This window comes from Micromonospora sp. RTP1Z1, assembly GCF_033804685.1.
Classification (GTDB): Bacteria; Actinomycetota; Actinomycetes; order Mycobacteriales; family Micromonosporaceae; genus Micromonospora.
In genome coordinates this window covers 31,266-57,801 of sequence record NZ_JAPFQV010000042.1, presented here as the reverse complement: position 1 = coordinate 57,801, position 26,536 = coordinate 31,266, and the positions used below count along the sequence as shown (strand labels likewise).

The window sequence follows — 26,536 nt, the reverse complement described above, 5'->3', positions numbered from 1 at the left end:
GGCCAGGATGAAGTGCTGGAAAATCCTGCGCGACTACCGCCGCGCCGCCCGCACATTGACCGACGCCGCTTCCGGCATCGCCCACCTCCACAACATCGCCCTCGCCGGCTGACGGCCAGTCCGGCGCCGGGCAACGCCTTCAGCGAGTTACGAGACGTCCCTTAGCCAGGGTCTGCCCCCGGCCAGCCCGGGGCTTCCTGCGGAGTCGGGGCCAGGTAGCCCGCCAGCGGCACCGTATCCGTCGTAGTTGCTTTACAGGCCATCGGCTTACCAGTCACTATCACCCCGCACCTTCTGGCCCAGGGCCCCGCCAACCATGACCCGTTTACCAACGCTGTCGGTTCTGTCATGGACTGACCGGCTTCTGGAGGTAGAGCATGCTCATCGTCACGGTGCTGATGATTATTGCGGGGCTGGCTGCAATAGTCTGGGTTGCCAACTGGCCCTTCAACACGCCATGGGAGAAGGAGCTCAGTCCCGAAGAACGTCGGATTAAGGCCGCGCACAATCGGCGCCATCACCGCACTGTGGCACGCGGAATATTGCCCATTCTTGCCATCGTGTTCGGGATTGCATCGGTGAGCCTTTTGTCAGGCCCGAAAAGTGATCCGTTCGCGGCGGTAGTCATGGGCGTGTGTTCGGTTGTGTGCGTAGGCGTATTCGGTGCGCTGATCGAGAGGGGACGCAGGCGGCGCTCTTCGACACGGCGATGAACTCCCTAGACGGCGACGGGCACGGGTGCGGGACTGTCAGACGGGCATACTGATCATGTGAACGAGGATGCCGAGTTAGCGATCGAGGCAGTACGACGCTACGCCGCCGCTCTGGAGCGCATTCGGTCGCGCTTGCTCGATGCCTACCCAGATTTCGGTTGCATCTTGGATCTGATGGTGGCAGTGAGGCATACGCAAGTGCTGGCTCGGGAGGGCAAGTCGAGCACGGGTATCGAGTACTCGGTTCACGGCGCTGGCTGTCGGATGACGGATGAGCAAGGCCGGGAGGTCGACGTCGACCTGGTCGACGGTATCGAGGCATTCGACGCCTGGCGAATCAAGTGGTTCCTAGACGAGCAGTCGGACGCCCGCCCCTCAGTCGAGGAGCTGGGTAGGGCATGCTCCTACCTTTCGAGGCTGGGCGAACTGCGAGAGGTGCGGGTCGGCCGCTGGCACGGCCTGCCGGAACGCTGATTCGAGCCACTCACCGTCAGTTTGGAAGAACGTGCTCAACAGGTTGTGATGCCCGAAAGGCCTGCTCGTGGCGGCCCCCCGCTTATCTCTCGTGCCCGCCCGTGACCGCTCGGCCCTGTGGCTACAGGCCTGTGGACGGCCCGTGATGGGAAGAGGGATCAAGCGGGTTCTCCGGCGTTCCCCCCACCAGTGCAGTTGGTGTCGACTGAGACGTAGCGGCCTCGGGAGGATCGAGGAACCACCGACGCGAGCACCCCGGCAAGAGGAGCAGGCCGACGAGCGCCAGCGGCAGGCCGACCGAGAAAGTCCGGCCGGCGACGCTCAGGCCTGGGTGCGTCGCCCCGGTGTAGAGATTCACGACCGCAAGGATCACGACTAGCCACCGAGCGAGCGAGTTCCCACGGAGTAGTCCGTAAGCCAGAACCAGCATCAACCCGCCGACTAGAACGCTAGCGAGGACCTGGGCGAGCACGTCGCCGCGGGTTCCCGGTATCGGGATAGCGGCCACAACGGCCCGGATGACCATGGCGATGGAAGCCGCCAGAATCGGTGCGGGAGGTCGACCCTTCGCTGTGTTGATCACTCGGTCATGTTAGAGGCGGATCTCCTCGTCGGGCAGTCGCCAGACCGTCCAGCCTCCCCGGACGGGGACAAGGTGGAGCGCCCTACGTCCGAACGACCTTGGCCCCGTCCGGGGAGGCTGGTAGCCCTTGTGGTGCCCGGCGAGGTGATCCGCCCGGCCGATCTCTGAGGAGGGCCGGGGTTCGGGGCAGAGCCCCGAGGTCTTCCAGCTCCTGGTCGTCTCCAAGCGTGGCCGGCCGGCCCGGCCGATGCCGGCCGGAGGTCGCCAGCAGGCCGGGGCCGGGCCGGCGCGGCCCGCTTGCGGGCCGCCTTGATCCTCTAAGAGGGCGTCTTGGTCGGGTTGGATCTAATACACGCCGGTTGATGCCTTGCTGGGCTCGAGCGGAGCGGTTCGCGATGATCGATGTATGACGACTCCTCGCCGTCCGTATCGCACTGATCTGTCCGATGCCCGGTGGGCGTTGATCGAACCGACCATGACCGCCTGGCGGGCGGCTCAGGGCGGCTTGGGTCTCAAGAAACCGGTGCATGACCTGCGGGAGATCGTGAATGCGATCCTGTACGTCAACCGCACCGGGATCGCGTGGGAGTACCTGCCGCACGACTTCCCGCCGTACAAGACCGTGCACTCGTACTTCACCCGGTGGGCCGCCGACGGCACTACCGAGACGATCCACAACCTGCTGCGCGGCAAGGTCCGCCAGGCCGCGGGCCGCTCCACCGAGCCGACAGCGGCGATCATCGACTCGCAGAGTGTCAAGACCAGCAACAACGTGCCCGAAAACTCGCAAGGCATCGACGCCGGCAAGAAGATCAAGGGCCGCAAGCGGCATCTGGCCACCGACGTCCTCGGCCTGCTGCTGGTCGTCATCGTCACCGCCGCCAGCGTTTCGGACACCGCCGCCGGCCGCGACGTCATCGACCACCTCGCCGCCACCCACCGTCACATCAGCACGGTATGGGTCGACGCCGGCTACCGCGCCACCGTCATCGAACGCGGCGCCGCCCACCACATCGACGTCCAGGTCGTGGCGAAAACCCCAGGCCAAAAGGGCTTCCAACCGCTACCCAAACGATGGGCCATAGAACGTACCAACGGCTGGATCATGCTTCATCGCCGACTCGTCCGCGACTACGAAACGTCACCTGAACACTCCCGCGCCCACATCCACTGGGCCATGATCGACAACATGAGCCGTCAACTGACCCACGAATCGACCCCATCCTGGCGCGATGACCACCCCGAAACAGACACATCCCTACACACCTAGACGGGATGCCCTCTAAGAGGTCTATTCGGCAATTGGGGCAGGACCCCGCTATCCCGTCACGGCAGATGCCACGCTCAGGCATCCCCTGCTCCGCTTGTATGAGGAGTAGGAGTAGGACCCAGCGTCCTCTCGCTGCTCAACTCTCGGTAGGCGGCAAGGATGGCCTCGGCTCGCTCGGTGAAGTCAGCGGCTGGGTCGGTGCGAGTTGCCGAGATGGCGGCCTCGGCAATGCCCGTGTCTACCCGGGCGAGAGTACGCCGTGCCCGTTCGGCAGCCGCGCGACTGCGCCGTCTCTTCGCCTCTTCGGTGGCGATCGCGCTGCTGTGCAGCGCGAGGCTGTTCAGGCGCCCTAGCCGCTGCTCGACTTCGGTCTGGATGGCTTGCAGCTGTTCGGCCAACAGGGCGTGTCGAACATCGAGTTCACCGTGCAGAGGATCACCCTCGGCCAGGCCCACTGTGGAGCGGTGAGCTGCCCGTTGCAGATCCATCAGGCGACCTTGATCGCGCATGAGGCAGGCCAAGTCCCAACGGGCCGTCTGAATGACGAACCGCACCTCATTGCGGCTAAGCGTGCTCGCGTTGGGTAGATGCCTGACGATGGCGTCACAGGCTTGGTCTACCTGCTGCCAGCGATAACGATCAGCGATGAGCACGTAGCGCGCAGTTGATCTCGCTATCCACCCGGCCACCCAGACGACAGCAACTACAACCGCTAGCGCGATGGCCGCCTTGATATTGAAATTGACGAGGACTCCGTATACGAGCAAAGCGCACACTGTGATCAGTTGGAGGCATAGGGTTGCGGACGGTCGGAGCAGTGGCGCCAGGATTCGCGTCCTCGGTGAGCCGTAGACTCGGATCGGGCCCGTGTGCGCACCCATCTGCTTAGCTCCTCGGCACTCCTGCAGTCTGCGCCAGCTGCCAATCCGTAGGCGCTATTCGCCAACGAACGATACCGCGACCGTGCCAGCTCCTCCGGCACCGAGGCTGCGGCTTGGAGGTCGGTCCCGATCGTCAAGATCTTGAGCCCAGGGTGGAGTGTCGGAAGGTGAGGATAGAAGGTCCGCAAATGCGCCTCGGCAACGATCTTGCGCGGCTGGACATGGCTCGGACCGGTGAAGACACCTGGCGGGTCACCACGGACTGGTGCTCTCGGCTGACGGCCGACTTCACCGCGTACCTCACCGACGCTGAGGTGGTGGACTTCGCGGAGGAGATGCTCTCCCGCTTGGGCGCGGCGTCGGGTGCGAGCTTCTCGGCGGCAGTGACCCCCGGCCGCAACAATCCCCTGGTGTTGAAGGCAGAGCCCGTCGAGGACGGTTTCGCCTTCTTCGTTCGCTTGACTCGCAATGGTGGCGACGGCGCCTGTCACCTGCAGATGGAATTCGATCCGATCCCGATCGAGGACCTGCGTGAGGCGTTCCACGCGCTGCACGCGGCTCTGGTGGTCTGACGGTTGGTTCTATTCACGAATCCCGACAGCAGATGTACGGCACTTCGGGAGGCGGCCCGCCGCTGCCGAAGTCGATGTTCACGAGAACGGGAGGCATCCCGTTCCTAGTACGGCAGCCGCCGTTTGAGATGTCGCTGGCGGGGGCCGGGTAGACGAGGTGCGGCCACCGCGTGATCGTCTGTCTGCTGTGGACATAACTTCAGATCTGGCGGTGGCCGCGTGCCACAGCGTAAACCCTGCCCGCTGGCGGCAGGTCCTGGCCGGGGTGTGCGATGCGTTCGCGGGCCGGTTCGGGCGGGTCGAGCCGCGGCGGTCGGCGGCGGCGTTCGTGACGGGGCTGCTGGCCGATATCGAGGTCAAGACGTGCTGGCAGTTGGCGGAGCAGGCCGGGCACGACCGGCCGGATGCGATGCAACGGTTGTTGTATCGGGCGGTGTGGGACGCCGACGCCGTCCGCGACGATCTGCGGGCGGTGGTCGTCGGCCGGTTCGGTGACCCGGACGCGGTCCTGGTCGTCGACGAGACCGGAGACCTGAAGAAGGGCGTGCACACGGTCGGGGTGCAACGCCAGTACACCGGCACCGCCGGCCGGATCGAGAACGCGCAGGTGGGAGTGTTCTGCGGCTATGCCAGCCGGCATGGACACACGCTGATCGACCGCAGGGTCTACCTGCCGGTGTCCTGGACTGATGACCGGGACCGCTGCCAGGCCGCCGGGGTCCCCGACGAGGTCGAGTTCGCGACGAAGCCCGAGCTGGCCGCCGACATGATCACCGCAGCCCTCAACGCCGGCGTCCCGGCCGGATGGGCGGCCGCGGACGAGGCCTACGGCAACAGCAGCGCCTTCCGCGCCCACCTGCGCGAACACCGGCTGGGCTATGTCCTGGCTGTGTCCCGCAGCCACCTGGTCCCCCTCGACGGCGGCAAGACCCGGGTTCGGGCTGACCGAGTCGCCGCCGAGCTACCGGCCTCGGCGTGGCAGCGCCGCAGCGCGGGAGTCGGGTCGAAAGGGCCACGCTTCTACGACTGGGCCTGGCTCGACGACGTCTGCACCGACGTCGACCCCGACGACGGCGGCCACCACAGCATGCTGATCCGCCGCAACACCACCACCGGTGAACTGGCCTTCTACCGCTGCTGGACCCCGCAACCGGCCACCCTGGCCCAACTCGTGCGGGTCGCCGGCATCCGTTGGACGGTCGAGGAAAGGTTCCAGGCCGCCAAGGGCCAGGTCGGCCTCGACCAGCACCAGGTCCGCCGCTGGGACTCCTGGCACCGCTTCACCACCCTCGCCCTGGCCGCCCTCGCCGTCCTGGCGATCTGCGCCGCCGCCGCCGCCGACCACGACCCCACCGACACAGGACTGATCAAGCTCACCGTCAACGAGATCCGCCGGCTGATCAACACCCTCGTACTCCGGCCAACCCGCAACCTCGCCCACCGTCTGCGCTGGTCACAGTGGCGGCGCCGCCATCAAGCCCGAGCCCGACAATCCCACTACACCCGACGCCTCAACCTCGAACTCCAGCCATGATCCCGAACGGCGGCTGCCGTACTAGCAGGCGTGGCTTGTAGGGCCCGGCCCCGTAGGTGAGGGTGGGGCCCGGGCCGGTGGGTTGATCGGTCCGCGAGTCTTCATCGCTGCCGAGTCTGCTGATTAGCTGGCCGACATGACTGAGCTCGGACCCGTCGCCTGGCCGACTGAGCCGATCCGGACCGAGAGGCTCGTGCTCCGTGAGTCCGAGGCCCGGGACCGTTCGGCGTTCATCGAATTGCTGGCGTCGCCAGAGGTGCACACCTACCTCGGCGGCCCCCGGCCCCGTGACGAGCTTGAGCGCGAGATGCCCGGGGCGCCCGAGCGGTGGCCCGGGAGTTTCGTCGTTGATCTCGACGGGGCGATGATCGGCCAGATCCTGCTCAGGAGAGCAACGGGGCACCGTCGGCCGGCTGCCGCGGGGAAGGCCGATCTCGGCTACCTGTTCCTGCCGCGGGCGTGGGGATTCGGGTACGCCGCCGAGGCGTGCGCGGCGGCACTCGACTGGTTCGACGGCGTCCTTCCCGGCGAGCCGGTGGTGCTCACCACCCAAACCGCCAACGTCGGCTCGATGCGCCTCGCGGCAAAGCTGGGGTTCACCGAGGTAGAGCGGTTCCAGGCCTGGGACGCCGAGCAGTGGCTCGGCCTGCGGTCCCCGGTCACGCCGTCTGCTTGAGCTCGTGCTCGACGGCACTGCTAGGACGGAGCCCAGCGCTGTTGAAACTCATGAACATCTCACCAGGCGGACACGGCCGAACGCCTCCCGAAACGCTGTCGAAGCGCTGTCCGTTCTCGTGGACGAAGCCAGACGGTCTGGGGCGCGGTGTGGTCAGACTGCCATTGTGAGTGGGCGTCCGCCCCAGCGGATGCCTTTCTCGCTGCGGATGCGGGCGCGTTCGCGGCGCTGGGCTGCGAGAACGTCGGGGTGACGGGCGTTGGCGTTGCGCCAGCGCAGGTAGGCGTGCAGGGCCCGGGTCTGGACGGTGTGGTTGCGGTGGTGGGGAGTTGGCGATCGTGAGCTGCCGCAGTGGCCCGAAGTGGGCCTCGATCGGGTTGGCCCAGGACGCGTAGGTCGGGGTGAAGCACAACTCGACCCGCGTCTTCTTCGCCCAACGCCGGATCATCTCGCCCTTGTGGGCGGACAGGTTGTCCAGGATCACGTAGATGGGAGCGCCGTCCGGGCGGGCCGCGCGGATCGACCCCAGCGCGGACAGCGTGTTCGGATGGCCACCGCCTCCGAGGAACCGCACGGCGAGGGCGAAGAGGTCGTGGGCTCAACCCTTGGTGCTTGGGCGGATCCCTGCGGGAGAGTTGGCCGTTCGCCGTCGCGCCGGCGCGGCGCTATCGCTTCGGGCGTTGCTGCCGGTTCTGACCCATCCCGCCCTGGATCGCCTCCCAGACGCTCCGGCCCGCCTGGCGCAACGTCTCGCTGGCCTGGCCGGCCACCTGAGCCGCCCCGGAGGCTCCCGGCGGCCGGGCGCCGGCCTGCCCGCCCGTGGGGCGTTCACCCTCGCCGCGACCCGGTCGTTCCCCGGTCTCCGCCCCACCGGTACCGGGGGACGGCGTCCCGGCCCTGGAATCCGGCTTCCCGGTCTCCGCCTCAGCCACGGGTGACCCGGCCCGGTCGCCGCCGGACGGTCGGTCGGTCGGGGCCGGGGGTCCCTGCCCGGCGGACCCGGTCGGCGGCTGCGGGGGCCGGGCGCCAGACGGCGGCCCGGGCGCATTGGGCGTCGGCTCGCCGGCCCGCTCCCGCAGCGACCGGTCCGCCACCGCACCCACCGCACCGACCTGCTGACCCGCCTGGCCAGGCTGCTGCACTGCCTGGCCGGCCTGCTGCACCGCCTGGCCGACCAGCGGGCCCGCGACCCCGGCCAATTGCTGGGCGGACCGGCTGACGTCGTCGACGCTGGTCTCCACCGTCCGCGCCAGTGCCTCGATGACCTGCGGATTGCGGTCGATCGTGCTGAGCGCCCGGTCCAGGATCGTCACCAGCTTCTCCAGCCGCACCTTGAGCAGCGCCTCGGCGTGCACGCCGGTGATGTCCAGTTCCACGCCCTCCAGGTGCACCCGCACCCCGGCATCGAGCTGGAGCAGGTTGGCCAGCCGGGCGCGCAGCGACAGGTCCGCGTCGAGCCCGTCGACCGCCAGCCGGATCGAGTCGACCGACACCGCCGGGACGTCGAGCAGGACGTCCGGCTCGGTCGACCCGGACTGGCGGGCCAGCCGCTCGCTGGTCGGATCCGGTTCCCGTTCAGTCGCTCCGCTCTCGCTCATGCTCTCCGCTCCCAGCTGGCCCGATGCGTCTGGCCGGATCAGCCGCGGTTACCCGCTTTCCCGCCGGCCACCCGTGGCGGCGGCGGGCCGGCCGTACGCCCGGAACGGCCCGGACGCCGCGACCGCGGAGTGCGGTCTCCCGCTGTCCGGAAGCGGGCACACCGCGAAGCTGCACACGGAGGCATCAGCCGGTATGGTCCGGGCCTATGGGACAGGAGATGGCCGATCCGGATGAGGTCCGTCAGGATGTCGCCCGGTTCTCGCTACGCAGCAGCCTCCTCGCCCCAGCCTCCGCAGAGCGGGCGTTCGAGGTGTTCACCGGGGCGCTGACCGACTGGTGGGTACGCGAGTACACCTGGTCCGGCCCGGAAGCGCTGGCCGAGCTGGGAATCGAACCACGCGCCGGCGGCATGCTCTACGAGATCGGCCCGTACGGCTTCCGGGGCGACTGGGGTCGGGTGCTCACCTGGGACCCGCCGCGCCGGCTGGTCTTCACCTGGCAGCTCGGCCCGGACCGGGTGCCGGTACCCGATCCGGCGCGGGCCAGCGAGGTCGAGGTCCTCTTCGCCCCCGAGGGCGACGGGCTGACCCAGGTGGAGGTCGAGCACCGGCACTTCGACCGGCACGGCACGGCGGCCGAGGGCTACCGCGAGGCGCTGACGGCCGGCTGGCACGAGCTGCTCTGCCGCTATCTGGCGACGGTGGCCCGGAGCGGGACCTGACCGGACCGCCCGCCGGGGCTCAGCCCAGGTGGGCGGCGATGCCTCGTGCCGTCGCCGGGCCAGTGGTCACGCCGGTGCCCCCCAGGTGGGCCCGGCGACCCGCCTCGAGGCCGGGGCCGAAGCCGGTGCCGGCCAGCCGGCGGGGCGCCGCGGTCCGTAGCCGCGGGTAGACCTCGGCGAGCCGGTGCCGCACCCGGTCGGAGCGGTCGGCCAGCACCAGCGCCGTCGAGGGCGCGCCGGACCCGGCGACCGCGTCGGCCTCGGCGGCCCGCAGCCGGTCGCCGACCACGTGGGCGAAGCCGGCCAGCCAGGTACGCCGGAAGGCGGCCGGATGCTCACCGGCCGGTACGACGGCGCCGGCCAGGCCGTGCGCGGCCTGTACCAGCAGCGAGGTGAAGAGCAGCTCGACCCGTTCCAGGTCGCTGGCGAAGCCGAACAGGTGCATGGCGAAGCCGTTGCCCTGCCGGCGGCGTACGCAGCGGCAGCGGAGCGGTTCGGCGACGGCGGCGAGCAGGCCGGCCTTGTCCCGGGCGTACGGGGCGACCAGGTCGACCACCCGGTCGCCGACCGGGTCGGTGGCCGGGTCGCGGGCGGCGAGCAGCGCCCGGTCCACCCCGTAGCGGGCGATCAGCTCGGTGGCCTTGGCGGTGAAGGCCGCCGACTCGGCGGGCGTGCAGGCCGGATCCTCGGCCTGGGCGAGCAGCTTGCGGACCTTGCTGAGCATCGCCTCGGACATACCATCACAGATACCACAGCGGTAGGACGCGGACGGGATGAGGCAGCGCGGAGATCGACGGTTACCCTCTTCACGCTCACGCGTTCTGAGCCCGCGGCGAGTGGCGCCCGTCCCCCCGGCGGGCGCCGCGCGCGGTCAGCCGGCCCGGCTGCGCAGCGTCGCCACGGTCGAGCCGGCGAGGGTGAGCAGGCAGTCCGGCAGCAGCCCGTCGGCCATCGCCGCGCCGAAGAGCGCCTCGCCGGTGTCGGCGTCGGCGTTGGCGTACGCGCTGACGAACCGGGCCACCCAGCGGGTGTCGTAGTCGGCTTGGTCGATGCCGGGGAAGTCGAGCGCGCAGGAGGCCCCCGCGGGGGCGGTGTCGCCGACCATGGTGCCGGCCAGGCACCAGGCCACCCCGTACGCCCCGGCCAGACCGGCCCGGTCGACCACCGCGTCGAAGGTGCCCACCACCGCGTCGCCGTCCCCGGCCAGCGCCGAGCGGAGCACGGCGGTCGCATCGTCCAGCGTCTGCTGTGCTTCGTCGGTCACGTGCGGCACAGTAGGACGGCCGGTCAAGCGGTGACCAGGGCACGGTCCCGTCGTCACTCTCCGTACGGTGATCGGTCGGCCTCCCGACCGCACCGGCCTCCACGGTCCCGCCGTCCGCGCCGGCACGCTAATGTGCCTGCGGACCGTTGGCGGAGGAAGGACGACCATGCTCGTATCACGCGGTTCGCGCGCGGCCGTGATCACAGCCTGTGCGGGGCTACTGCTCGCCACCAGCGCCTGCGGCAGCGACAAGAGCGAAGGGGGCGCCACCACCACCCAGGTGCGCCTCTACGGCTCCGACGGCAACATGCTCAACTCGTACGCGGATGGACTGAAGGACCGCGCCGACCTTGTGAACGGGATGAAGGGCACCACCCCGCTGACCCCGTTGCCGGAAAGCTTCAAGGAACGGCTACTCGCCGTAGACCCGAAGCTGACCGACTACCTCTACTCCGCGGAGACGTACGACGCGGTGGTGATCAGCGCTCTGGCCGCCCAACTCGCCGGCAGCACCGACCCGGCGGCGATCGCGAAGCAGATCGTGGGGGTGACCACCGGCGGTCAGCTGTGCGAGGACCCGGCGACCTGCCTGGGGCTGGCCCGGCAGGGGCGGGACATCGAGTACCGGGGGGTGTCGCTCACCCGGGCGGGCTTCACCGACGCCGGCGAGCCGGCCACGGCCAGCTACGCCACCCTGCACTTCGACGACCAGAAGATCGACGACGGCAAGACCGAGTTCGTCGGCGCGGGCGACGAGTCGGGGGCGAGCACCAAGGCACCGCCCCGGGCGAAGAAGCAGCACGGTGGCAAGTCGGACAAGAGTGACGGCTCCCCGCTGGTCCTCGGCGGGCTGCTGCCGAAGACCGGTGACCTGGCACTGGCCTACCCGCCGATGGCGGCCGGCGCGGCGCTGGCCGTCAAGGAGGTCAACGCGGCCGGCGGGGTGCTCGGCGAGCCGATGGTCTGGATCGACGGCGACGACGGCACCAACCCCGATGTCGCGAAGGCCACCGTCGCGTCGCACATCGCCGCGGGCGTGCAGGTGATCATCGGCGCGGGCGCCTCGGGCATCTCCCGCGCGGTCCTGCCGGACGTGGTCGCCGCCGGGCGGGTGCTCTTCTCGCCGTCGAACACCGACGCCGGTCTGACCACGGTGGACGACAAGGGGCTGTACTTCCGCACCGCCCCGTCGGACAGCCTGCAGGGCCGGGCGCTGGCCGACGTGATCCTGCGCGACGGGCCGCACAAGATCGTGCTGCTCGCCCGGAAGGACTCCTACGGCGAGGGCCTCCAGGGCAACGTCCGCACCGAGCTGGAACGGGCCGGCCTCGGCGCCGACCGGGTCAAGCTGCTGACGTACGAGCCGCCGGCCGACGCGAAGGCGCCGCCGGTCGACTTCACCGGCATCGCCAAGGAGATCAAGGACTTCGGGGCGGACGCCGTGCTGGTCATCGGCTTCGGCGAGTCGGCGGGGGCGATCACCGCGCTGGCCGATGCCGGGGTGCAGATCCGGCACTGACCGACGACGAAGGCCGCACCGGGCGAACCGGTGCGGCCTTCGTCGTGTCCGGGTCAGCGCGGCCGGCGCCGCTCCAGGAACTCGGTCATCCGCCGGTGCTTCTCCTCGTCCTCGAAGAGCACCGCCTGGCTGACCAGGTCGAGCTGCGGGTGGGCGGCCGGCGGGGCGTCCACGGCCAGCTTGGTCAGCCGCAGCGCCAGCGCCGAACCCTTGGCCATCTCGTCGAGCAGCCCGTGCGCGGTGGGCAGCAGCTCGGCGGGCTCGGCCACCACCCGGTTGACCAGCCCGATCCGCAGCGCCTCGTCGGCGTCCACCCGCCGGCCGGTGAAGAGCAGCTCCTTGGCCCGGGCCTCGCCGATCAGCGCCGGCAGGCGGTGCGTCGCGCCCGCGCCGGCCAGGATGCCCAACCGCACCTCGGGTTGGCCGAAGACCGCCCGGGCCGTGCATACCCGCAGGTCGCAGGCGTACGCCAGCTCGGCGCCGCCGCCCAGCGCCGGACCGTCCACGGCCGCCACGGTCGGCATCGGCAGCGCCCGGATCCGGGCGAAGGCGGCCGAGTTGATGGCGGCGAGGGCGTCGAGCCGGCCGCGCTCGCGGAGCTGGCCGATGTCCGCCCCGCCGGCGAAGATGCCGTCGGCCCCGCCGGTGAGCAGCAGCAGCCGGGGCCGGGCCTCCAGTTCGGCGCAGACCGCGTGCAGCTCGCCGATCAGGTCGGCGTCGATGGCGTTGCGCTTCTCCGGCCGGTCGAGCGTCACCACCAGCCTGTCGGGCAGTTCCTCGACGCGTAGGCCGGTCACCGTGCCTGCCTTTCGTTCGCGACTGCGGGGCTCGCAAGCTCACTCCTCGCGCTCACCGCTTCACCCCGTTCTCCCAGCGGTAGAAGCCCTGGCCGGACTTCCTGCCCAGCTTCCCGGCGGCCACCATCTCCTCGAGCAGCGGCGGCGGCGCGAACCGGTCACCGTACGCTGCCTGGAGCGTACGGGCGATGTCGAGCCGGACGTCGAGTCCGACCAGGTCGGTCAGCTCCAGCGGGCCGACCGGGTGCCGGTAGCCGAGCACCATCGCCTTGTCGATGTCGGCGGGGCTGGCCACCCCGTCGGCGACCATCCGGATCGCCTCCAGCCCGAGGGTGACCCCGAGCCGCGAGGTGGCGAAGCCGGGCATGTCGCGTACGACGACGGGGTCCTTGCCCAGCCGGCCGGCGAGCGCGACGGCCGCGTCGGTGGTCTCCGGCGCGGTGGCCGGGCCGACCACGATCTCCAGCAGCGCCATCGCCCAGACCGGGTTGAAGAAGTGCAGGCCGAGGAACGCCTCCGGCCGGTCCAGCCCGGTGGCGAGGTCGGCGATCGGGATGCTGGAGGTGTTGCTGCCCAGCAGGACGGGTCGCCGGGCGGCGGCGTCGCGGAGCACCGACCGCTTGAGGTCGAGCCGCTCCGGTACCGCCTCCACGATCACGTCCGGCTCCGGCGCCACCTCGCCCAGCGCCGGGCGCAGGACGACCCGCTGCCGGTGCCCGGCGGCCTCCTCGGCACCGAGCTTGCCGCGCTGCACCGCCCGCTCCCAGAGCGCGGCGAGCCGGACCGACGCGTCGGCCGCCCGACCAGGGTCCACCTCGACCAGCTCGACCGCGTAGCCCGCGCCGGCCGCCACGTAGGCGATGCCGAGCCCCATCGTGCCGGCTCCGACGACCACAAAACGACCACTCATGACGTCCCCTCGCCGCGTGCGGCGACGCGCGGGGTCTCCGCCGCGCCCGACCGCTCGCTCCGCTCGTTCATGGGTGCGACCCTAGGCGGCGCCGGTCCGTCGGGCATGCGTGGGGGCGCGCCGGATCGGGTACAGACGGCTGTCAACCGAGGGAAGGACCAGCCGACATGAGCCAGGCACCGGAGAACGCCGCCAGCACCGGCACCGTCGAGGAGACGGAGACGGTGCAGACCCGCGGCGACGAGCGGGTGGACCTGCTGCGCGCGGACACCAACAACGACGGGAAGACCGACGTGTGGGTGGTGGACACCGACGGCGACGGCAAGGCTGACCTGTTCCAGTTCGACACCGACGGTGACGGCAAGGTGGACATCACCATGGTCGACATCGACGAGGACGGCACCCCCGACGAGGTGGTCGACGGCGACGGCGGCCTCCCCCCGCAGGAGCACTCCCCGACCGTCCAGGTCTGAGGCGCCGACGTCGACCCCCGGGTACGCCCGGGGGCCTCGTCACGCCCCGGTCAGCTCGAGGGTGGCCAGGTAGTAGGGGCGGTCGGCGTCGTCCACGTCGAGCAGTCGCCACGGCGAGCCGTGGAGCAGCTCAGCCAGCTCGTCGACCGAGCACACCAGATAGTCGAACCACACGGTGCCGAGTTCGCGGTAGCGCAGCCGCAGCCGCAGCTGGCCGCCGAGCCGGCCGCGGCGCCGGTTGAGCTCGTGGTAGCCGGTGTGCACCGGGTCCCTGGTGCCGTACGGGTCGGTGCCGTGCGCGATGATCCGCGCGCCGGGTCGGGCCAGCGCGGCGAGCGCGGCGAGGAATCCGGGGGCCCGCTCCCGCCCCTCGATCAGACCGAGGTTGTTGCCGAGCAGCAGGAAGGTGTCGTACCGGTGGCCGTCGGCGACGTGCTCGTCCACGGTGCCGAGCACCAGGTCCCGTACGCCCCGGTGCCGGCACACCCGCAGCGCCCCCGCCGAGGTGTCCAGTCCGGTGACCGGCACCCCCCGCTCCTGGAGGTGCAGCGCGATCCGGCCGGCCCCGACGCCGACGTCGAGCACCCGGCCGTGGACCCGGTCCACCGCCCGGTGGTCGTGCGGCTGCCAGGCCTGCGGCGGGTCCAGGTAGTGGGCGGCGGGCGCGCCGTTGACCAGCCCGTCGTCCCGCTCGATGATCTCGATGACCGGCCGGGGCAGGCGCCCACCGGCCAGCGGCCGGGGTCCGACCCCGGTGGCGACCGCGTACGCGTCGCGGATCATCTCGCCGAACACGTCGCCGATCGTCGGTTCCCCCGTCACGGCGCTCACGCTATCCGGGCTGCGATGCGTTGTCGCGGTCGTATCCTGGGCGACGTGACCGATCTGGACCGCCTGGCGGCGGAGAAGTACGTCCTGCTGACCACCTTCCGCAAGGACGGCCGACCGGTGCCGACCCCGGTGTGGGTGGTCCGGGACGGCGACGCGCTGGCGGTGTGGACGGTGTCCGACTCCGGCAAGGTGAAGCGGATCCGGCGCGACGGCCGGGTGACGGTGGCCCCGTGCGACGTGCGCGGCCACCCGCACGGCGAGGCGGTGCCGGGGCACGCGACGATCTGCGACCTCGCCGGCACCCGCCGGGTACGCGATCTGATGAAGCAGAAGTACCGGCTGCTCGGGCGGCTCAGCCTGCTCGCCAGCCGGCTGCGGCGGGGCGAGCGGGGCACGGTCGGGCTCCGGGTCACCCTCGACGACTGACCTCCGGACGCGATTCAGGGGCGGCGGACCGTCGCTGTCGCGTACGTCCGGCCGCCCCTGAATCGGAACGCCTGGTGAAACGTCGGGTCGTCAGTCCCCCTGACGCTGCTGCGGGATCTGCCCCTGCAGCAGGGCCCTGACCTCCGACTCGCGGTAGCGGCGGTGGCCGCCCAGGGTCCGGATGGCGCTGAGCTTGCCAGCCTTGGCCCACCGGGTCACCGTCTTCGGGTCGACACGGAACATCGACGCCACCTCGGCCGGCGTGAGTAGCGGCTCTGGTTCGTGCGTTCGCGATGCCATCGGGTCACTCCTCCACATGTATAGACATCGGCCGGGGTCCCGCCGGTCGACGCGTCTCCCATGGTCCGGCTAGTCCCCGATGTCCGACATGGGCCGAACGGCTGAAGGTCCCTAGACGGACGGATGAACCATGCCCGATTTTTACTACTTTTACACCGCAGAAAGTACCTTATTCGGACTCATGATCACGGTTCGTGATGCGTCAACTACGAGCCACCCTCGAATTGGGAGCGCTCCATGGCCGATTTGCGGTTAGTTGCACCGCTCCAACAGCTGCACTGCGCGCCACCGGGCGACGAGCTTGTCGTACGCCGCCGAAGCCTCCTCGGCCTCGCCCCGGGAGAGCCCGGCCAGGCCGTTCGCCACCAACTCGGTCGAGTCGTCGGCCACCAGGGTCTCGTCCGGCAGCAGCTGCACCAGGCCGCCGTAGTCCAGCTCCACCACCGAGCGCGGATGGAACTCCTCGAGCCACCGGGCGGCCTCCTCGACCGCCTCGGTGATCGGCGCCTCGCCGACCGACTTGCGCAGCACTGACAACGCCCGGGACGAGCGGCGGCGGGCCTTGGAGATCTCGGTCCGGTAACGCAGCGCGCGGCGGCCCGGGTCGGTCACCAGGTGCCGCTCCGCCGACTCGAAGAGCACGAACCAGCGCAGCGGCACCCCCCAGGTGGCGATCTGCTCGTGCACCCGGGGCACCCCGTGCTCCAGCACCCGCGCGCCGCTGCGCCAGTCCTCCACCACCGCCTTGGCCTGCCCGGCCAGGATCGGCGGGACGAACGCGTCGGCCAGTACCGACGGCACCCCGTCCCGGGCGCTCAGCGCCGCCTCGGCCACCCGGATCCGCAGGTTCCAGGGGCAGACCAGCAGGCTGTCGTCGGTCTCCAGCACGTACGCCTCGTCGGGCAGGTCGGGCAGCCGGGTCCAGCCCGCGCCGAGCGCCTCGATCACCGCCGTCCGCTGCCGGACCGGCCCCTCCAGCGGGGCCACCGCCCGGCCCTCGTTGACGTATCGGCGCCAGAACGACTGGCGATCCCGGTCGAAAGCGGTCAGCGGCTCGTACACGCGCAGGTAAGAAGCGAAGAGCGACGGCACGGCGCGATCCTCCCACGAAACGGAACCCGCACGCCGCCGGCGTGGCGCGGACACTGACGCGGGCGACAGTACGGCTTCGGCCGATATTAGGCTCAGCAGGACCGGCAGCATCCCGCCGGCGTGCCACAAGGTCCGCGCCCCACAAGGGCGCCCACCGTCACAGGAGTCAGCCATGGGCGTATTCGCCAGCACCGAAGACCCGGGATCGACAGGTCACGAACAGGTCGTGTTCTGCCAGGACAAGCAGTCCGGCCTCAAGGCGATCATCGGGATCTACTCCACCGCGCTGGGCCCCGCGCTCGGCGGCACCCGGTTCTACCCGTACGCAAGCGAGGACGACGCCCTCGCCGACGTGCTCGACCTCTCCCGCGGGATGGCGTACAAGAACGCTCTGGCCGGCCTGGACCTGGGCGGCGGCAAGGCGGTCATCTGGGGCGACCCGGAGCAGATCAAGAGCGAAGCGCTGCTGCGCGCCTACGGCCGCTTCGTGGAGTCGCTGGCCGGGCGCTACTACACCGCCTGCGACGTCGGCACCTACGTCGCCGACATGGACGTGATCGCCCGGGAGACGAGCTACGTCACCGGCCGCAGCGTCGAGCACGGCGGGGCGGGCGACTCCTCGATCCTCACCGCCTGGGGCGTCTTCCAGGGCATGCGGGCCGCCGCCGAGCAGGTCTGGGGCACCCCCTCGGTCGCCGGCAAGCGGGTCGGCGTGGCCGGCCTGGGCAAGGTCGGCAAGTACCTCACCGGGCACCTGCTGGACGACGGCGCCGAGGTGGTGGCCACCGACGTCAACCCGAAGGCCCTGGAGTGGGTCCGCGCCAACCACCCCCAGGTCGCGCTTGTCGACGACGCCGCGGCGCTCGTCGCCGCCGACATCGACGTGTACGCCCCGTGCGCGCTGGGCGGCGCCCTCAACGACGACACCGTGCCGGCGCTGCGGGCCAAGGTCGTCGCCGGCGCGGCGAACAACCAGCTCGCCCACCCGGGCATCGAGAAGTTCCTCGCCGACCGGGGCATCCTCTACGTGCCCGACTACGTGGTGAACGCGGGCGGCGTGATCCAGGTCGCCGACGAGATCGAGGGCTTCAACTTCGACCGGGCCAAGCTGCGGGCCACGCGGATCTACGACACCACTCGGGAGATCCTCCGGCTCGCCGACGACGAGGGCGTCCCGCCGGCGGTCGCCGCGGACCGGCTCGCCGAGCGGCGGATGGCCGAGGTCGGCCGGCTGCGCACGATCCACCTGCGCTGAACGTCACCCGGGGGCGGGCGGTCGGGTCCGCCCCCGGGCCACGGACGGAGCGGCGGCGGCGTTAAGCTGAAGATTGGGCAGCTTCATGTCGGTTTGACCGCTGTCATGGCCGGTCCCGGGGATCGGTCCTTACCGGGTACAATTTGTGACGGCCGGATCACTGCGACGCGCAGGGCCGGCTGGCGGTAACCCGAGGTGCCGAACGGCGGCATCCCCATGTACCGTAAGAGCCACGAGAGATGCCTGACGTCATCGGGGCCCGCCTTCGGGCTGCCCCGCATTCTGTGCGAGGGGGTCGAGCCATGGGGCGCGGCCGTGCTAAGGCCAAGCAGACAAAGGTGGCCCGGGAGTTGAAGTACCACTCCCCGAACACCGACCTCACCGCCTTGCAGCGCGAACTGGCGGGTGCTGGTAAGTCTGAGCACCACTTCGACGACGACTCGAAAGAGTATGTCGACGACGATGATGAGGATCACGCGGACGAGGACCCGGACACCTGGGCCCCGACCCGCTGACCTCTGGACGCAGCTGAGCACGCGGTAACTGCCCGCGTGCTCACGCATGTGCCCATCCGAAGCGGCGTACCGACGATCAGGGTCCTCGCCATGCCGGTGACATCTTCCGGCTGATCGGCGGGCCCCTGATCTCGGACGCGTACCCTCAGCGGGGCCGGTTGTTCCAGTTGTAGAACGTCGGGATGTTCTCGAAGTGGTTCCAGGCGCAGACCGCGCTGGCACCGTCGCCGCCCGCCACCTCCGCCCGCAGCCGCCGCGCGGCCTCGGCCTCGTGGAGCAGTGCGGTCAACCCCACGGCGGCTTCCCGCACCCGGTCGACGACCGGATCCGGGTCAGCACCCCCGGCGCTCTCAGGCTGCCGGCGACTCGTGGTCTCGGGCATGCTCCAACACTCCCTCCAATAGGCGGATCTTGCTGTTGCGGCAGTGCTCGGTCTCCGTACCGTCGAAACGCCCCAGCTCGAAGTAACGGTTGGCGGCGTGGCCGCCCCCGCAGAACCCGAAGTAGGGGCAGGACGACCGGCACGCCTCCACCCCGGCGAGGAACTCACCCACCCAGGGCGTCCGCCCGGCGTCGACCAGGATCTCGGCCAACGGCGTGGCCAGCACGTTGCCGCTGCTGAAGTCGCCGTACCGCGGATCGGTGAAGCCGGCCAGCTCCGGGGAGAGCACGACCACCGAGCCGTCGTGGGCGACGGTGGGGATCGGGTCCAGCCGCCGGGGCAGCAGGTCGTCCGCCGCGCCGGCCAGGACCGCCCCGGCGTACCGGAGCGACCACTCCACCTCCCGCAGGTGGATCCGGGGGTCCCGGCGCCAGGCGCCGACCAGCTCCGCCCAGAACGCCGTGACCGCGGCGGGATCCCGTGCGTTCGTCCGCGTGTTGACCCCCTCGGTCTCCTCGATGTTGACGCCCAGCACGTCACAGCCGAGGTCGAGGAAGTAGTCGTACAGCTCGGTGGCCAGCCCGGGGGCGGGCCGGGAAACCACCGCGAGCGCCGAGAAGGCCACCCCGTGCCGACGCAGCACCGCCACCCCGGCCAGGATCCGGTCGTACGCCGGCCGGCCGCCCCGGGTGACCCGCTCGGCGTTGCGCTCCCGCGGCCCGTCCACGCTGACGCTCACCCGGATGCCGTGCTCGGCGAAGAACGCGCACCAGGCGTCGTCGATCAGCGTGGCATTGGTCTGGACGTGGTGTTCCACCTCCGGCCCGAACGGCGCCAGCAGCGCCGCCAGATGCTTCCGACCGGCCGCCAGGGGCTCACCGCCGTGCCAGACCACCGAGAATCGACCGGCCGCCGCCCACGGGTTGACCGCCGCCGCCACCGCCTCGGCCACCGCCACCGGCATCCGCTGGTCCGCCGCTCGCATCGGCAGGTAGCAGTAGGCGCAGTCCAGGTTGCAGAGCGTGGTCGGCTGCATCACGACGTATGAGGGAACCGCGGCGATGCCACGCATCCCGTTGGGCGTACGAGCAGCCATCAACCCTCCTCGGCCGAGTCTGAAGTGCCCTTCAGGCTAGGCGGCGGTGGCCACTCGGGTGAACCCCCGATCAGGTGCGCGGATGATCACCAGAGCGTTATCAGCCCCGGGTGTGCTGCCCGATCATCTGCACGTTGCCCGAACCCTCGATGATCTCGCCGGCCTGCCAGGCGTCCACGCCCCGGCCGGTCAGGGTGGCCAGCGCGCGATCGGCGTCCTCGGCCGAAACGATCGCGAACATGCCGACGCCCATGTTGAACGTCGCCTCCATGTCCGGGTCCTCGATCCGGCCCTTGGACTGGATCAGGTCGAAGATGGGCTGCGGCTTCCAGGTGGAGCGGTTCACCACCGCGTCGACGTGCTCCGGCAGCACGCGGACCAGGTTTCCCGGGATGCCACCGCCGGTGACGTGCGCCAGCACCCGCACGTCGGCCTCGGCGATCAGCTTGAGGCAGTCCTGCGCGTAGATCTTGGTCGGGGTGAGCAGCTCCTCGCCGAGGGTCCGCTGCCGGCCGAAGTCGTCGATCACCACGTCCAGCCGCATCCGGCCCGCGCCCAGCAGCACGTGCCGGACCAGCGAGTAGCCGTTGGAGTGCAGACCCGAGGAGCGCATGGCGATGACCACGTCACCCACCTCGACCCGCTCCGGGCTGAGGATCTCGCTCTCCTCGACCACGCCGACACCGGTGGCGGAGATGTCGTACTCGTCGGGGCGCAGCACGCCGGGGTGCTCGGCGGTCTCCCCGCCCAGCAGCGCGCAGCCCGCGTACCGGCAGCCGTCGGCGATGCCGGCGCCGATCTCGGCGACCTTGTCCGGCACCACCTCGCCGGTGGCGATGTAGTCCAGCAGGAAGAGCGGCTCGGCGCCGCAGGCCACCAGGTCGTCGACGACCATCGCGACCAGGTCGATGCCGACCGTGTCGTGGATGTCGAGCTGCTGGGCGATGACCAGCTTGGTGCCGACCCCGTCGGTGGAGGAGGCCAGGATCGGGCTCTTGTACTTCTTCGTGTCCAGCCGGAACAGGCCGGCGAAGCCGCCCAGGTCGCCCATGACCTCCGGGCGCCGGGTCTGCTTGACCTTGGACTTCAGCAGCTCGACCGCGCGGTCACCCGCCTCGATCGACACACCGGCGTCCGCGTACGAGACCGAGCGTTTGCGCGTCGTGCGGCCGGCGCCGGCCGTCCAGGGCTGGCGATCGCCGCCGGCGCCCGTCGGGCTGCTTCCTGCGCCGCTGCGCTCGGACACGTGCGTCACGGTTCTCCCCTTTGTGTTTCTCGCGGGGCCGCCGTTGCGGTGGCCGGTTCCGCGTCGGGTGGTGCTACGGGCGGTGGGTGGCGACGAGCGGAGGGGTGGCGTGCCCGGCGGCGTCGGACGCCTCGGAGGCGACCCGGCGGCCGACTCCTTCGAGCACGTGCTTGCCGATCAGGTTCCCGGCCGGCAGCTCGATCGGATACTCCCCGTCGAAGCACGCCCGGCAAAGCCGGGTCTTCGGCTGCTCGGTCGCGGCGATGAGGCCGGGGAGCGAGACGTAGCCCAGCGTGTCGGCGCCGATCGAACGCCGGATGCCCTCGTTGTCCAGCCCGTTGGCCAACAGCTCGGCCCGGGTGGCGAAGTCGATGCCGTAGAAACAGGGCCAGTTGACCGGCGGCGAGGAGATCCGGACGTGCACCTCCAGCGCCCCGGCCTCGCGCAGCATCCGGACGATGGCCCGCTGGGTGTTGCCGCGGACGATCGAGTCGTCCACGACCACCAGCCGCTTGCCCCGGACGTTCTCCCGCAGCGGGTTCAGCTTGAGCCGGATGCCGAGCTGGCGCAGGGTCTGCGACGGCTGGATGAAGGTCCGCCCGACGTACGGGTTCTTCATCAGGCCGGCGCCGTAGGTGATGCCCGACTCCTCGGCGTACCCGATCGCGGCCGGCGTGCCGGACTCCGGCACCGGGATCACCAGGTCGGCCTCGACCGGGTGCTCCTTGGCCAGTTGGCGGCCGATCTGCACCCGCGCGGCGTGCACGTTGCGGCCGGCGATGGTGGCGTCCGGGCGGGCGATGTAGACGTACTCGAAGAGGCAGCCCTTGGGCTCCGGCGCGGCGAACCGGCTGGAGCGCAGGCCGTCCTCGTCGATCGCGATCAGCTCGCCCGGCTCGACCTCACGGACCACGCTGGCGCCGACGATGTCCAGCGCTGCGGTCTCGCTGGCCACCACCCAGCCGCGCTCCAGCCGGCCGAGCACCAGCGGCCGCACGCCGTGCGGGTCGCGGGCCGCGTACAGCGTCGACTCGTCCATGAAGACGAAGCTGAACGCGCCGCGGAGCTGCGGCAGCACCTCCAGGGCGGCCGCCTCGACCGAGAGATCCGGCCGGCTGGCCAGCAGCATGGTGACCAGCGAGGTGTCGTTCGTCGAGCCGTCCGCGAGGAGCCCGCGCTCGGCCACCTCGCGCTCCAGCTCGGCGGTGTTGACCAGGTTGCCGTTGTGGGCCAGCGCGATGGTCGTGCCGGAACTGGTGGAGCGGATTGTCGGCTGGGCGTTCTCCCAGGTCGAGCCGCCGGTGGTGGAGTAGCGCGCGTGGCCGATCGCGAGGTGGCCGCGCAGGCTGGCCAAGGTCGGCTCGTCGAAGACCTGGGCCACCAGGCCGAGGTCCTTGTAGACCACCACGCGGGATCCGTCGCTCACCGCGATGCCGGCCGCCTCCTGGCCGCGGTGCTGAAGGGCGTAGAGCCCGAAGTAGGTGAGGTTGGCGACCTCCTCACCCGGCGCCCAGACCCCGAAGACGCCGCAGGCGTCCTGCGGGCCGGGTCGCTGGGGGTCAAGGTCGTGGCTCAGCCGGCCATCGCCTCGGGGCACGTGCCGCTCCCTCATGCTGGTCTGAACTGGCCTGGCGGAGCCGGGGGGCAGCTCCGCACGGTCGGCCGGGACCTCGTCGCCTGACAGTGTACGCGAATCGCCGTCGATACTGATAGTCACGATCCGCCTGCGCATCGTGATCGGCGTCGAAGGTCAGACCAGCTAGAGGGGAAGATGTTCGGAAAGATCCGCGCGGATACCGCTGGTGCGCACGCGACCCTCGGTGACCGCCTCCGACCATCCGAGACGGCCGGTGGCCAGCGCGAGCCAGGTCGCCGGGTCCATTTCCACCACATTCGGTGGCGTGCCGCGGGTGTGTCGCGGGCCGGCCACGCACTGGACGGCACCGTAGGGTGGGACACGCACCTCCACCGATCGGCCGGGGGCGCGCTCCGCGAGGACGGTCAAGAGGGTACGGACCGCTTCCCGGTACACCGGCCGTTCGGGCGTACGCCCCTCGTCCAGCGCCTTCATTGCCGCGGCCACTGCGGCGGACTTAATGTGCGGAGAGGACACGACGGGACGATACGACCCGGAATCGGCGCCCGCGACGCCGGCCCTGGGTCGCGCATGGCCCGTCAGACAAGGCATAGTTGCCGACGGCGTATTCGTACCGTGATGATCCCCGGCCCCGCGCCCGCCGGCCGGGGAAGTCAGACCGGAAGGCGGTGGACGTGTCAACACACCGACGTGCCTGGAAGTATCGGGCCGGTGTGGTCGTAGCGCTGGTTGCCGGCGCGCTGCTCACCGTCCCCGCCACATCAGCCTCAGCCGCCAAGATCACGTCCTCCTCCGGCGACTCGGTCACCATTGAGGCAGGCAAGGGCGGCGGCTCGGTGACTGTGGAGGTCACCCCGGACGCCGCCGAGACGTCCGCCAACATCAAGGTCACCGGTCTTCCGGACGGCGTCGCCTGCGGCGGCTGTGGAGATGTCCAGTTCAACGGGCCGCCCGGCATGTCGAAGCCGAAGCAGGTGACCTTGACCCTGACGGCGGCCGCCAACGCGCCGGCGGCCAACGGGACCCGGGCGACGATCCGGGTCGAGGGCATCGCCGGCTCGGATACCCGTCCCCTCAGCGTGACCGTGAAGGCGACTGCCCCGCCTCCGCCGCCGCAGGAGACCCAGACCGTCAAGTCGATCTCCGGCAAGGTGGTCATCAGCGCCAACGGCGACCCGGTGGCGAACGCCACGGTGATGCTCCTCGACTCGCAGCAGCACCAATACACGACCAACAGCGACGGCAGCGGCAACTACCGCTTCACCGGCTCGACCAGCAACCCCATCACCCCGGGCCGGATCGAGCTCGGCGCCATCAAGGACGCCATCAAGGCCACCAGGACGGTCAACGCGACCGCCGGGCAGAGCATGACCGGCCAGCGGATCGCCCTGCCGGTCAAGGTCGAGGTGAGCCCGAGCGCCACCCCCTCGGCGAGCGAGGCCGCGCCGACGGACGAGGCGACCGACGGCGCCGCCACCGACGAGGCCGCCAGCGACGCTCCCGCCGGCCAGCAGCAGGCCGCCGCCAACCAGGACTCCGGCGCCTCCTGGCTGCTGATCCTGCTCGGCGGTCTCTTCGTGGCAGTGGGCGTCGGCACCATCGTGCTGCTCTACATGCGGCGCAAGAACGACGACGGTGACGGTGACGGGGACGGACCGGGTGGACCGGGTGGACCGGGTCCCGTGGCCGGCGCCGGCGCGGTGCCGGGCTACCGGGGCGCCGACGACCACACCCGGGTGGTGAACGGGATGGGCGCCGGTCCGGCCCCGACCATGGTCGGTGGCACCTCGCTCAGCGACGCGCCCACGATGATGCACCGACCGGTCGTCGACGACGTCCCGCCGGACCCGTACGGCGCTCCGCCGCCCGCGTACGGCCCGGGTGGGCAGCCCAGCTGGGCCGGCAACGGCTACGGCGAGGAGTCCCCCAGCCAGGGCGGCTACGGCAACGCACCCTCCTCGGGGGGCGGCTACGGCAACTCGCCGTCCTCCGGCGGCGGCTACGGCAGCCGGGACTACGGCGCCGGAGCGGCCGGCTACCCGCCGGCCCAGGGCGGCGGCCACGGCGAACGGTACGACGAGCCGACCGGCCGCTACACCGGTGACGGCACGCAATCGTACGCACCGCCGGCCGACCCGTACCCGACCAGCACCTACCAGCCGCCGGCGGACCAGGGGCGGGGCTACGGCCAGCCGGACCCGGCCCAGTACGGCCGTGAGCCGGAGCCGACCAACGGCTACGGCGGCGGGTACGGCGCCCCGGCGGTCGGCGGCTACGACAGCGGCCCTGCCCACCACGGCTACGACAACGGGCCGGCCGGTGGCGGGTACGGCAACAGCCCTGCCGGCGGGTATGACAACGGCCAGCAGCAGGGCTACGACCAGCGCGGCGGCTACGGCGGCGGCGACGGCTACGGGCAGCCCCCGCAAGGCGGGTACGACCAGCAGGGCGGGTACGGCCAGGAACCGCCGCAGCCGCGCACCGGCGGCTATGACAGCCAGGGCTACGACCAGGCTGGCCACTACGGCGACCCGGCGCAGGCCGGCCGGGGCCGCCCGGAGGCCCCGCAGGAGCGCGGCGGGCGCCGACTGGACTGGCTCGACGACTGACCCGGTCGGGGCGTCACCCGCCCCGCCGACTCCGACGGCGGCCGTCCGGAACTTCCGGACGGCCGCCGTCGTCGTGCGGTGATCGCGGTGGTCATCGGGTGGCCGGCCTCAGCACGGGCGGCAGGCGGAACCGCGGGCGGTGATGCCTGCGGGCCGCTATGAAGCTGATGTCGTAGGTGAATCGCGAGCCGCGCGTACTGCCGCCGCTGCCCGCGAAGAGCGACCCGGCTTTCGGTACGACCCGACTCGGCGGGCGGGCGACCCTGCGCGGGAAGGACCTGTGGGCGCGAGCGTAGCGTCGACAGGGGCGGCCCAGCGCACGCGGATGCCGGACCGAAGGGGCCGGCGCGTGGCATGGCCTGAATCGTTGACGTCATCAGGTTCGTAGCGTCCGGCCACCCACACCTCGGGCGGACAGGGGCTGCCGTTGAGAGGCGGGACCAGGTCAGGCGGCGGCGAAGAAGCCCTGCCGCAGCATCGGCACCACGTCCGAGACGTCGACCTGGACGGCGACCTCCACGTCGGCGGCAAAGCCGCCCTCGACGAGTTCCCGGCCGGAGACGCAGCCCCGGACCGCCGCCGGCACGTCCGGCGTGCTGGCCAGCGCGGCCAGCGCCATCGCCGCCTCCACCGAGAACCCTCCCGGCACGCCGACGAGGGCGTCCAGCACGCTGGCCGCCCCGAGCTGGTCCTCCACCGAGGGGCGCAGCGAACCGTCCGGCCACCGTTCACCGGCGGCGATCACGCCGACCGGGGCGTCCGTCGAGCCGTACCCCTGGGCCCGCAGCCATTGCCCGACGGCGCGCGCGTTACGCAGGCACGCCGCGACCACCGGCAGGCCGGTGGCGCTGGCGGCGGCGCTGATCGCCGAGCCGTTCGGCGAGGGCAGCACCAGGTCGCTGACGACCGGCGCGGTGCGCAGCGCGGCCGGCGAGAGCGACCACGGATGCTCCGCGGTCATCCGCCGGCGGCCGACGGCCGCGACGGCACCCACCCGGCGCGCGTACTCGGCCGCCTGCTCCCCCCACGGGAACGGGTACACCCGCATGCCGCGGCCGACGGCCACCTCCACGGCGGTGGTGAACGAGAGGACGTCCACCACCACCAGGGCGGCACACACCCGGCCGAGTTCCGCCGCCCCGGTCAGCCCCCAGTCGAACCGGGCGCCGGAACCGGGCTGCGTGTAGACGGCCGCGGCCAA

At 71.2% G+C, this 26,536-nt stretch carries 29 protein-coding genes and 2 pseudogenes; 14 read left to right on the top strand and 17 right to left on the bottom strand.

The features are described from left to right. The 3 genes and pseudogenes from SLP03_RS20760 to SLP03_RS20750 form a co-directional block, all read left to right on the top strand. Positions 1 to 112: pseudogene (locus SLP03_RS20760) on the top strand (IS5/IS1182 family transposase); the annotation flags it as partial. 265 nt (positions 113 to 377) lie between these two features. Then, positions 378 to 713: a hypothetical protein gene (locus SLP03_RS20755; protein WP_319462276.1), complete on the top strand. Its 336-nt coding sequence runs from the start codon at positions 378 to 380 to the stop codon at positions 711 to 713. A 57-nt stretch (positions 714 to 770) separates the two neighbouring features. Beyond that, a complete protein-coding gene (locus SLP03_RS20750) occupies positions 771 to 1,187 on the top strand; it encodes a DUF6896 domain-containing protein (protein ID WP_319462275.1) in 417 nt (138 codons plus the stop codon). 121 nt (positions 1,188 to 1,308) lie between these two features. Here SLP03_RS20750 and SLP03_RS20745 read toward each other — a convergent pair whose 3' ends face one another. Then, positions 1,309 to 1,770: a hypothetical protein gene (locus tag SLP03_RS20745; protein WP_319462274.1), complete on the bottom strand. Its 462-nt coding sequence runs from the start codon at positions 1,768 to 1,770 to the stop codon at positions 1,309 to 1,311. 406 nt (positions 1,771 to 2,176) lie between these two features. Here SLP03_RS20745 and SLP03_RS20740 point away from each other — a divergent pair, with 406 nt between their 5' ends. Beyond that, positions 2,177 to 3,040 carry an IS5 family transposase gene (locus SLP03_RS20740; RefSeq protein WP_319462273.1) on the top strand — a complete coding sequence of 288 codons (864 nt, stop codon included), beginning with the start codon at positions 2,177 to 2,179 and terminating at the stop codon, positions 3,038 to 3,040. 74 nt (positions 3,041 to 3,114) lie between these two features. Here the strand turns inward: SLP03_RS20740 and SLP03_RS20735 are convergent, their stop codons facing one another. Continuing rightward, a complete protein-coding gene (locus SLP03_RS20735; RefSeq protein WP_319462272.1) occupies positions 3,115 to 3,807 on the bottom strand; it encodes a hypothetical protein in 693 nt (230 codons plus the stop codon). Positions 3,808 to 4,109: 302 nt separating this feature from the next. On the opposite strand from SLP03_RS20735, the gene SLP03_RS20730 reads away from it, so the two are divergent. From SLP03_RS20730 to SLP03_RS20720, 3 genes are all read left to right on the top strand, one after another. After that, on the top strand, positions 4,110 to 4,493 hold the full coding sequence (locus SLP03_RS20730; RefSeq protein WP_319462271.1) for a hypothetical protein: 384 nt from the start codon (positions 4,110 to 4,112) through the stop codon (positions 4,491 to 4,493). A 256-nt stretch (positions 4,494 to 4,749) separates the two neighbouring features. Continuing rightward, positions 4,750 to 6,027 carry an IS701 family transposase gene (locus tag SLP03_RS20725; RefSeq protein WP_319462280.1) on the top strand — a complete coding sequence of 426 codons (1,278 nt, stop codon included), beginning with the start codon at positions 4,750 to 4,752 and terminating at the stop codon, positions 6,025 to 6,027. A gap of 136 nt (positions 6,028 to 6,163) precedes the next feature. Then, on the top strand, positions 6,164 to 6,703 hold the full coding sequence (locus SLP03_RS20720) for a GNAT family N-acetyltransferase (RefSeq protein WP_319462270.1): 540 nt from the start codon (positions 6,164 to 6,166) through the stop codon (positions 6,701 to 6,703). 153 nt (positions 6,704 to 6,856) lie between these two features. Here SLP03_RS20720 and SLP03_RS20715 read toward each other — a convergent pair. Continuing rightward, positions 6,857 to 7,256: pseudogene (locus tag SLP03_RS20715) on the bottom strand (transposase); the annotation flags it as partial. Positions 7,257 to 7,368: 112 nt separating this feature from the next. After that, positions 7,369 to 8,301, bottom strand: a complete 933-nt coding sequence (locus SLP03_RS20710) for a hypothetical protein (RefSeq protein ID WP_319462269.1) — start codon at positions 8,299 to 8,301, stop codon at positions 7,369 to 7,371. Between the two features lie 206 nt (positions 8,302 to 8,507). On the opposite strand from SLP03_RS20710, the gene SLP03_RS20705 reads away from it, so the two are divergent. Beyond that, complete coding sequence (locus SLP03_RS20705; RefSeq protein ID WP_319462268.1) at positions 8,508 to 9,023, top strand: SRPBCC family protein; 516 nt, start codon at positions 8,508 to 8,510, stop codon at positions 9,021 to 9,023. A gap of 19 nt (positions 9,024 to 9,042) precedes the next feature. Here the strand turns inward: SLP03_RS20705 and SLP03_RS20700 are convergent, their stop codons facing one another. Both SLP03_RS20700 and SLP03_RS20695 read right to left on the bottom strand, forming a co-directional pair. Then, positions 9,043 to 9,759 carry a DUF2786 domain-containing protein gene (locus tag SLP03_RS20700; protein WP_319462267.1) on the bottom strand — a complete coding sequence of 239 codons (717 nt, stop codon included), beginning with the start codon at positions 9,757 to 9,759 and terminating at the stop codon, positions 9,043 to 9,045. Positions 9,760 to 9,894: 135 nt separating this feature from the next. Next, the gene (locus tag SLP03_RS20695) at positions 9,895 to 10,287 is read right to left on the bottom strand and encodes a hypothetical protein (RefSeq protein WP_319462266.1); all 393 of its coding nucleotides are present in this window, start codon (positions 10,285 to 10,287) and stop codon (positions 9,895 to 9,897) included. A 166-nt stretch (positions 10,288 to 10,453) separates the two neighbouring features. Between SLP03_RS20695 and SLP03_RS20690 the strand changes: the two genes are divergently transcribed. Beyond that, on the top strand, positions 10,454 to 11,806 hold the full coding sequence (locus SLP03_RS20690) for an ABC transporter substrate-binding protein (RefSeq protein WP_319462265.1): 1,353 nt from the start codon (positions 10,454 to 10,456) through the stop codon (positions 11,804 to 11,806). Between the two features lie 53 nt (positions 11,807 to 11,859). Here SLP03_RS20690 and SLP03_RS20685 read toward each other — a convergent pair whose 3' ends face one another. After that, positions 11,860 to 12,603, bottom strand: coding sequence for an enoyl-CoA hydratase/isomerase family protein (locus SLP03_RS20685; protein WP_319462264.1), 744 nt, complete (start codon positions 12,601 to 12,603; stop codon positions 11,860 to 11,862). A gap of 52 nt (positions 12,604 to 12,655) precedes the next feature. Further along, positions 12,656 to 13,513, bottom strand: coding sequence for a 3-hydroxyacyl-CoA dehydrogenase family protein (locus tag SLP03_RS20680; protein WP_319462263.1), 858 nt, complete (start codon positions 13,511 to 13,513; stop codon positions 12,656 to 12,658). Between the two features lie 167 nt (positions 13,514 to 13,680). Between SLP03_RS20680 and SLP03_RS20675 the strand changes: the two genes are divergently transcribed. After that, positions 13,681 to 13,986: a hypothetical protein gene (locus SLP03_RS20675; protein WP_319462262.1), complete on the top strand. Its 306-nt coding sequence runs from the start codon at positions 13,681 to 13,683 to the stop codon at positions 13,984 to 13,986. Positions 13,987 to 14,025: 39 nt separating this feature from the next. Here SLP03_RS20675 and SLP03_RS20670 read toward each other — a convergent pair whose 3' ends face one another. Next, positions 14,026 to 14,808, bottom strand: a complete 783-nt coding sequence (locus SLP03_RS20670; RefSeq protein ID WP_319462261.1) for a class I SAM-dependent methyltransferase — start codon at positions 14,806 to 14,808, stop codon at positions 14,026 to 14,028. A 54-nt stretch (positions 14,809 to 14,862) separates the two neighbouring features. Between SLP03_RS20670 and SLP03_RS20665 the strand changes: the two genes are divergently transcribed. Continuing rightward, complete coding sequence (locus SLP03_RS20665; protein ID WP_319462260.1) at positions 14,863 to 15,243, top strand: PPOX class F420-dependent oxidoreductase; 381 nt, start codon at positions 14,863 to 14,865, stop codon at positions 15,241 to 15,243. A 90-nt stretch (positions 15,244 to 15,333) separates the two neighbouring features. On the opposite strand, the gene SLP03_RS20660 is transcribed toward SLP03_RS20665, so the two are convergent. Beyond that, positions 15,334 to 15,543 carry a BldC family transcriptional regulator gene (locus SLP03_RS20660; protein ID WP_007073996.1) on the bottom strand — a complete coding sequence of 70 codons (210 nt, stop codon included), beginning with the start codon at positions 15,541 to 15,543 and terminating at the stop codon, positions 15,334 to 15,336. A 252-nt stretch (positions 15,544 to 15,795) separates the two neighbouring features. Continuing rightward, positions 15,796 to 16,635 carry a hypothetical protein gene (locus tag SLP03_RS20655; protein ID WP_319462259.1) on the bottom strand — a complete coding sequence of 280 codons (840 nt, stop codon included), beginning with the start codon at positions 16,633 to 16,635 and terminating at the stop codon, positions 15,796 to 15,798. A 172-nt stretch (positions 16,636 to 16,807) separates the two neighbouring features. Between SLP03_RS20655 and SLP03_RS20650 the strand changes: the two genes are divergently transcribed. After that, positions 16,808 to 17,890 (top strand): Glu/Leu/Phe/Val family dehydrogenase, encoded by a 1,083-nt coding sequence (locus tag SLP03_RS20650; RefSeq protein ID WP_319462258.1) that lies wholly within the window; start codon positions 16,808 to 16,810, stop codon positions 17,888 to 17,890. Between the two features lie 302 nt (positions 17,891 to 18,192). Then, the gene (locus SLP03_RS20645) at positions 18,193 to 18,405 is read left to right on the top strand and encodes a DUF3073 domain-containing protein (RefSeq protein WP_319462257.1); all 213 of its coding nucleotides are present in this window, start codon (positions 18,193 to 18,195) and stop codon (positions 18,403 to 18,405) included. 145 nt (positions 18,406 to 18,550) lie between these two features. Here the strand turns inward: SLP03_RS20645 and amcA are convergent, their stop codons facing one another. The 5 genes from amcA to SLP03_RS20620 form a co-directional block, all read right to left on the bottom strand. Continuing rightward, on the bottom strand, positions 18,551 to 18,787 hold the full coding sequence (amcA, locus tag SLP03_RS20640; protein WP_319462256.1) for a multiple cyclophane-containing RiPP AmcA: 237 nt from the start codon (positions 18,785 to 18,787) through the stop codon (positions 18,551 to 18,553). Beyond that, positions 18,756 to 19,859: a cyclophane-forming radical SAM peptide maturase AmcB gene (amcB, locus tag SLP03_RS20635; protein WP_319462279.1), complete on the bottom strand. Its 1,104-nt coding sequence runs from the start codon at positions 19,857 to 19,859 to the stop codon at positions 18,756 to 18,758. The genes amcA and amcB overlap by 32 nt, the downstream gene beginning before the upstream one ends. A gap of 124 nt (positions 19,860 to 19,983) precedes the next feature. Next, entirely contained in the window at positions 19,984 to 21,138 is a 1,155-nt protein-coding gene (purM, locus tag SLP03_RS20630) for a phosphoribosylformylglycinamidine cyclo-ligase (protein WP_319462255.1), read from the bottom strand. Positions 21,139 to 21,202: 64 nt separating this feature from the next. After that, on the bottom strand, positions 21,203 to 22,726 hold the full coding sequence (purF, locus tag SLP03_RS20625; protein ID WP_319462254.1) for an amidophosphoribosyltransferase: 1,524 nt from the start codon (positions 22,724 to 22,726) through the stop codon (positions 21,203 to 21,205). 162 nt (positions 22,727 to 22,888) lie between these two features. Beyond that, a complete protein-coding gene (locus SLP03_RS20620; protein WP_413644595.1) occupies positions 22,889 to 23,200 on the bottom strand; it encodes a sterol carrier family protein in 312 nt (103 codons plus the stop codon). A gap of 200 nt (positions 23,201 to 23,400) precedes the next feature. Between SLP03_RS20620 and SLP03_RS20615 the strand changes: the two genes are divergently transcribed. Next, positions 23,401 to 25,335: a carboxypeptidase regulatory-like domain-containing protein gene (locus SLP03_RS20615; protein WP_319462252.1), complete on the top strand. Its 1,935-nt coding sequence runs from the start codon at positions 23,401 to 23,403 to the stop codon at positions 25,333 to 25,335. A 445-nt stretch (positions 25,336 to 25,780) separates the two neighbouring features. On the opposite strand, the gene SLP03_RS20610 is transcribed toward SLP03_RS20615, so the two are convergent. After that, positions 25,781 to 26,536 (bottom strand): 2-phosphosulfolactate phosphatase, encoded by a 756-nt coding sequence (locus SLP03_RS20610; protein WP_319462278.1) that lies wholly within the window; start codon positions 26,534 to 26,536, stop codon positions 25,781 to 25,783.

Bases quoted from the DNA above. Each gene is read 5' to 3' on its own strand.
- SLP03_RS20755 (WP_319462276.1), top strand. From the start codon at position 378: ATGCTCATCGTCACGGTGCTGATGATTATTGCGGGGCTGGCTGCAATA.
- SLP03_RS20740 (WP_319462273.1), top strand. From the start codon at position 2,177: ATGACGACTCCTCGCCGTCCGTATCGCACTGATCTGTCCGATGCCCGG.
- SLP03_RS20730 (WP_319462271.1), top strand. From the start codon at position 4,110: ATGCGCCTCGGCAACGATCTTGCGCGGCTGGACATGGCTCGGACCGGT.
- SLP03_RS20720 (WP_319462270.1), top strand. From the start codon at position 6,164: ATGACTGAGCTCGGACCCGTCGCCTGGCCGACTGAGCCGATCCGGACC.
- SLP03_RS20710 (WP_319462269.1), bottom strand. From the start codon at position 8,301: ATGAGCGAGAGCGGAGCGACTGAACGGGAACCGGATCCGACCAGCGAG.
- SLP03_RS20705 (WP_319462268.1), top strand. From the start codon at position 8,508: ATGGGACAGGAGATGGCCGATCCGGATGAGGTCCGTCAGGATGTCGCC.
- SLP03_RS20700 (WP_319462267.1), bottom strand. From the start codon at position 9,759: ATGTCCGAGGCGATGCTCAGCAAGGTCCGCAAGCTGCTCGCCCAGGCC.
- SLP03_RS20690 (WP_319462265.1), top strand. From the start codon at position 10,454: ATGCTCGTATCACGCGGTTCGCGCGCGGCCGTGATCACAGCCTGTGCG.
- SLP03_RS20680 (WP_319462263.1), bottom strand. From the start codon at position 13,513: ATGAGTGGTCGTTTTGTGGTCGTCGGAGCCGGCACGATGGGGCTCGGC.
- SLP03_RS20675 (WP_319462262.1), top strand. From the start codon at position 13,681: ATGAGCCAGGCACCGGAGAACGCCGCCAGCACCGGCACCGTCGAGGAG.
- SLP03_RS20660 (WP_007073996.1), bottom strand. From the start codon at position 15,543: ATGGCATCGCGAACGCACGAACCAGAGCCGCTACTCACGCCGGCCGAG.
- SLP03_RS20650 (WP_319462258.1), top strand. From the start codon at position 16,808: ATGGGCGTATTCGCCAGCACCGAAGACCCGGGATCGACAGGTCACGAA.
- SLP03_RS20645 (WP_319462257.1), top strand. From the start codon at position 18,193: ATGGGGCGCGGCCGTGCTAAGGCCAAGCAGACAAAGGTGGCCCGGGAG.
- amcA (WP_319462256.1), bottom strand. From the start codon at position 18,787: ATGCCCGAGACCACGAGTCGCCGGCAGCCTGAGAGCGCCGGGGGTGCT.
- amcB (WP_319462279.1), bottom strand. From the start codon at position 19,859: ATGCGTGGCATCGCCGCGGTTCCCTCATACGTCGTGATGCAGCCGACC.
- SLP03_RS20620 (WP_413644595.1), bottom strand. From the start codon at position 23,200: ATGAAGGCGCTGGACGAGGGGCGTACGCCCGAACGGCCGGTGTACCGG.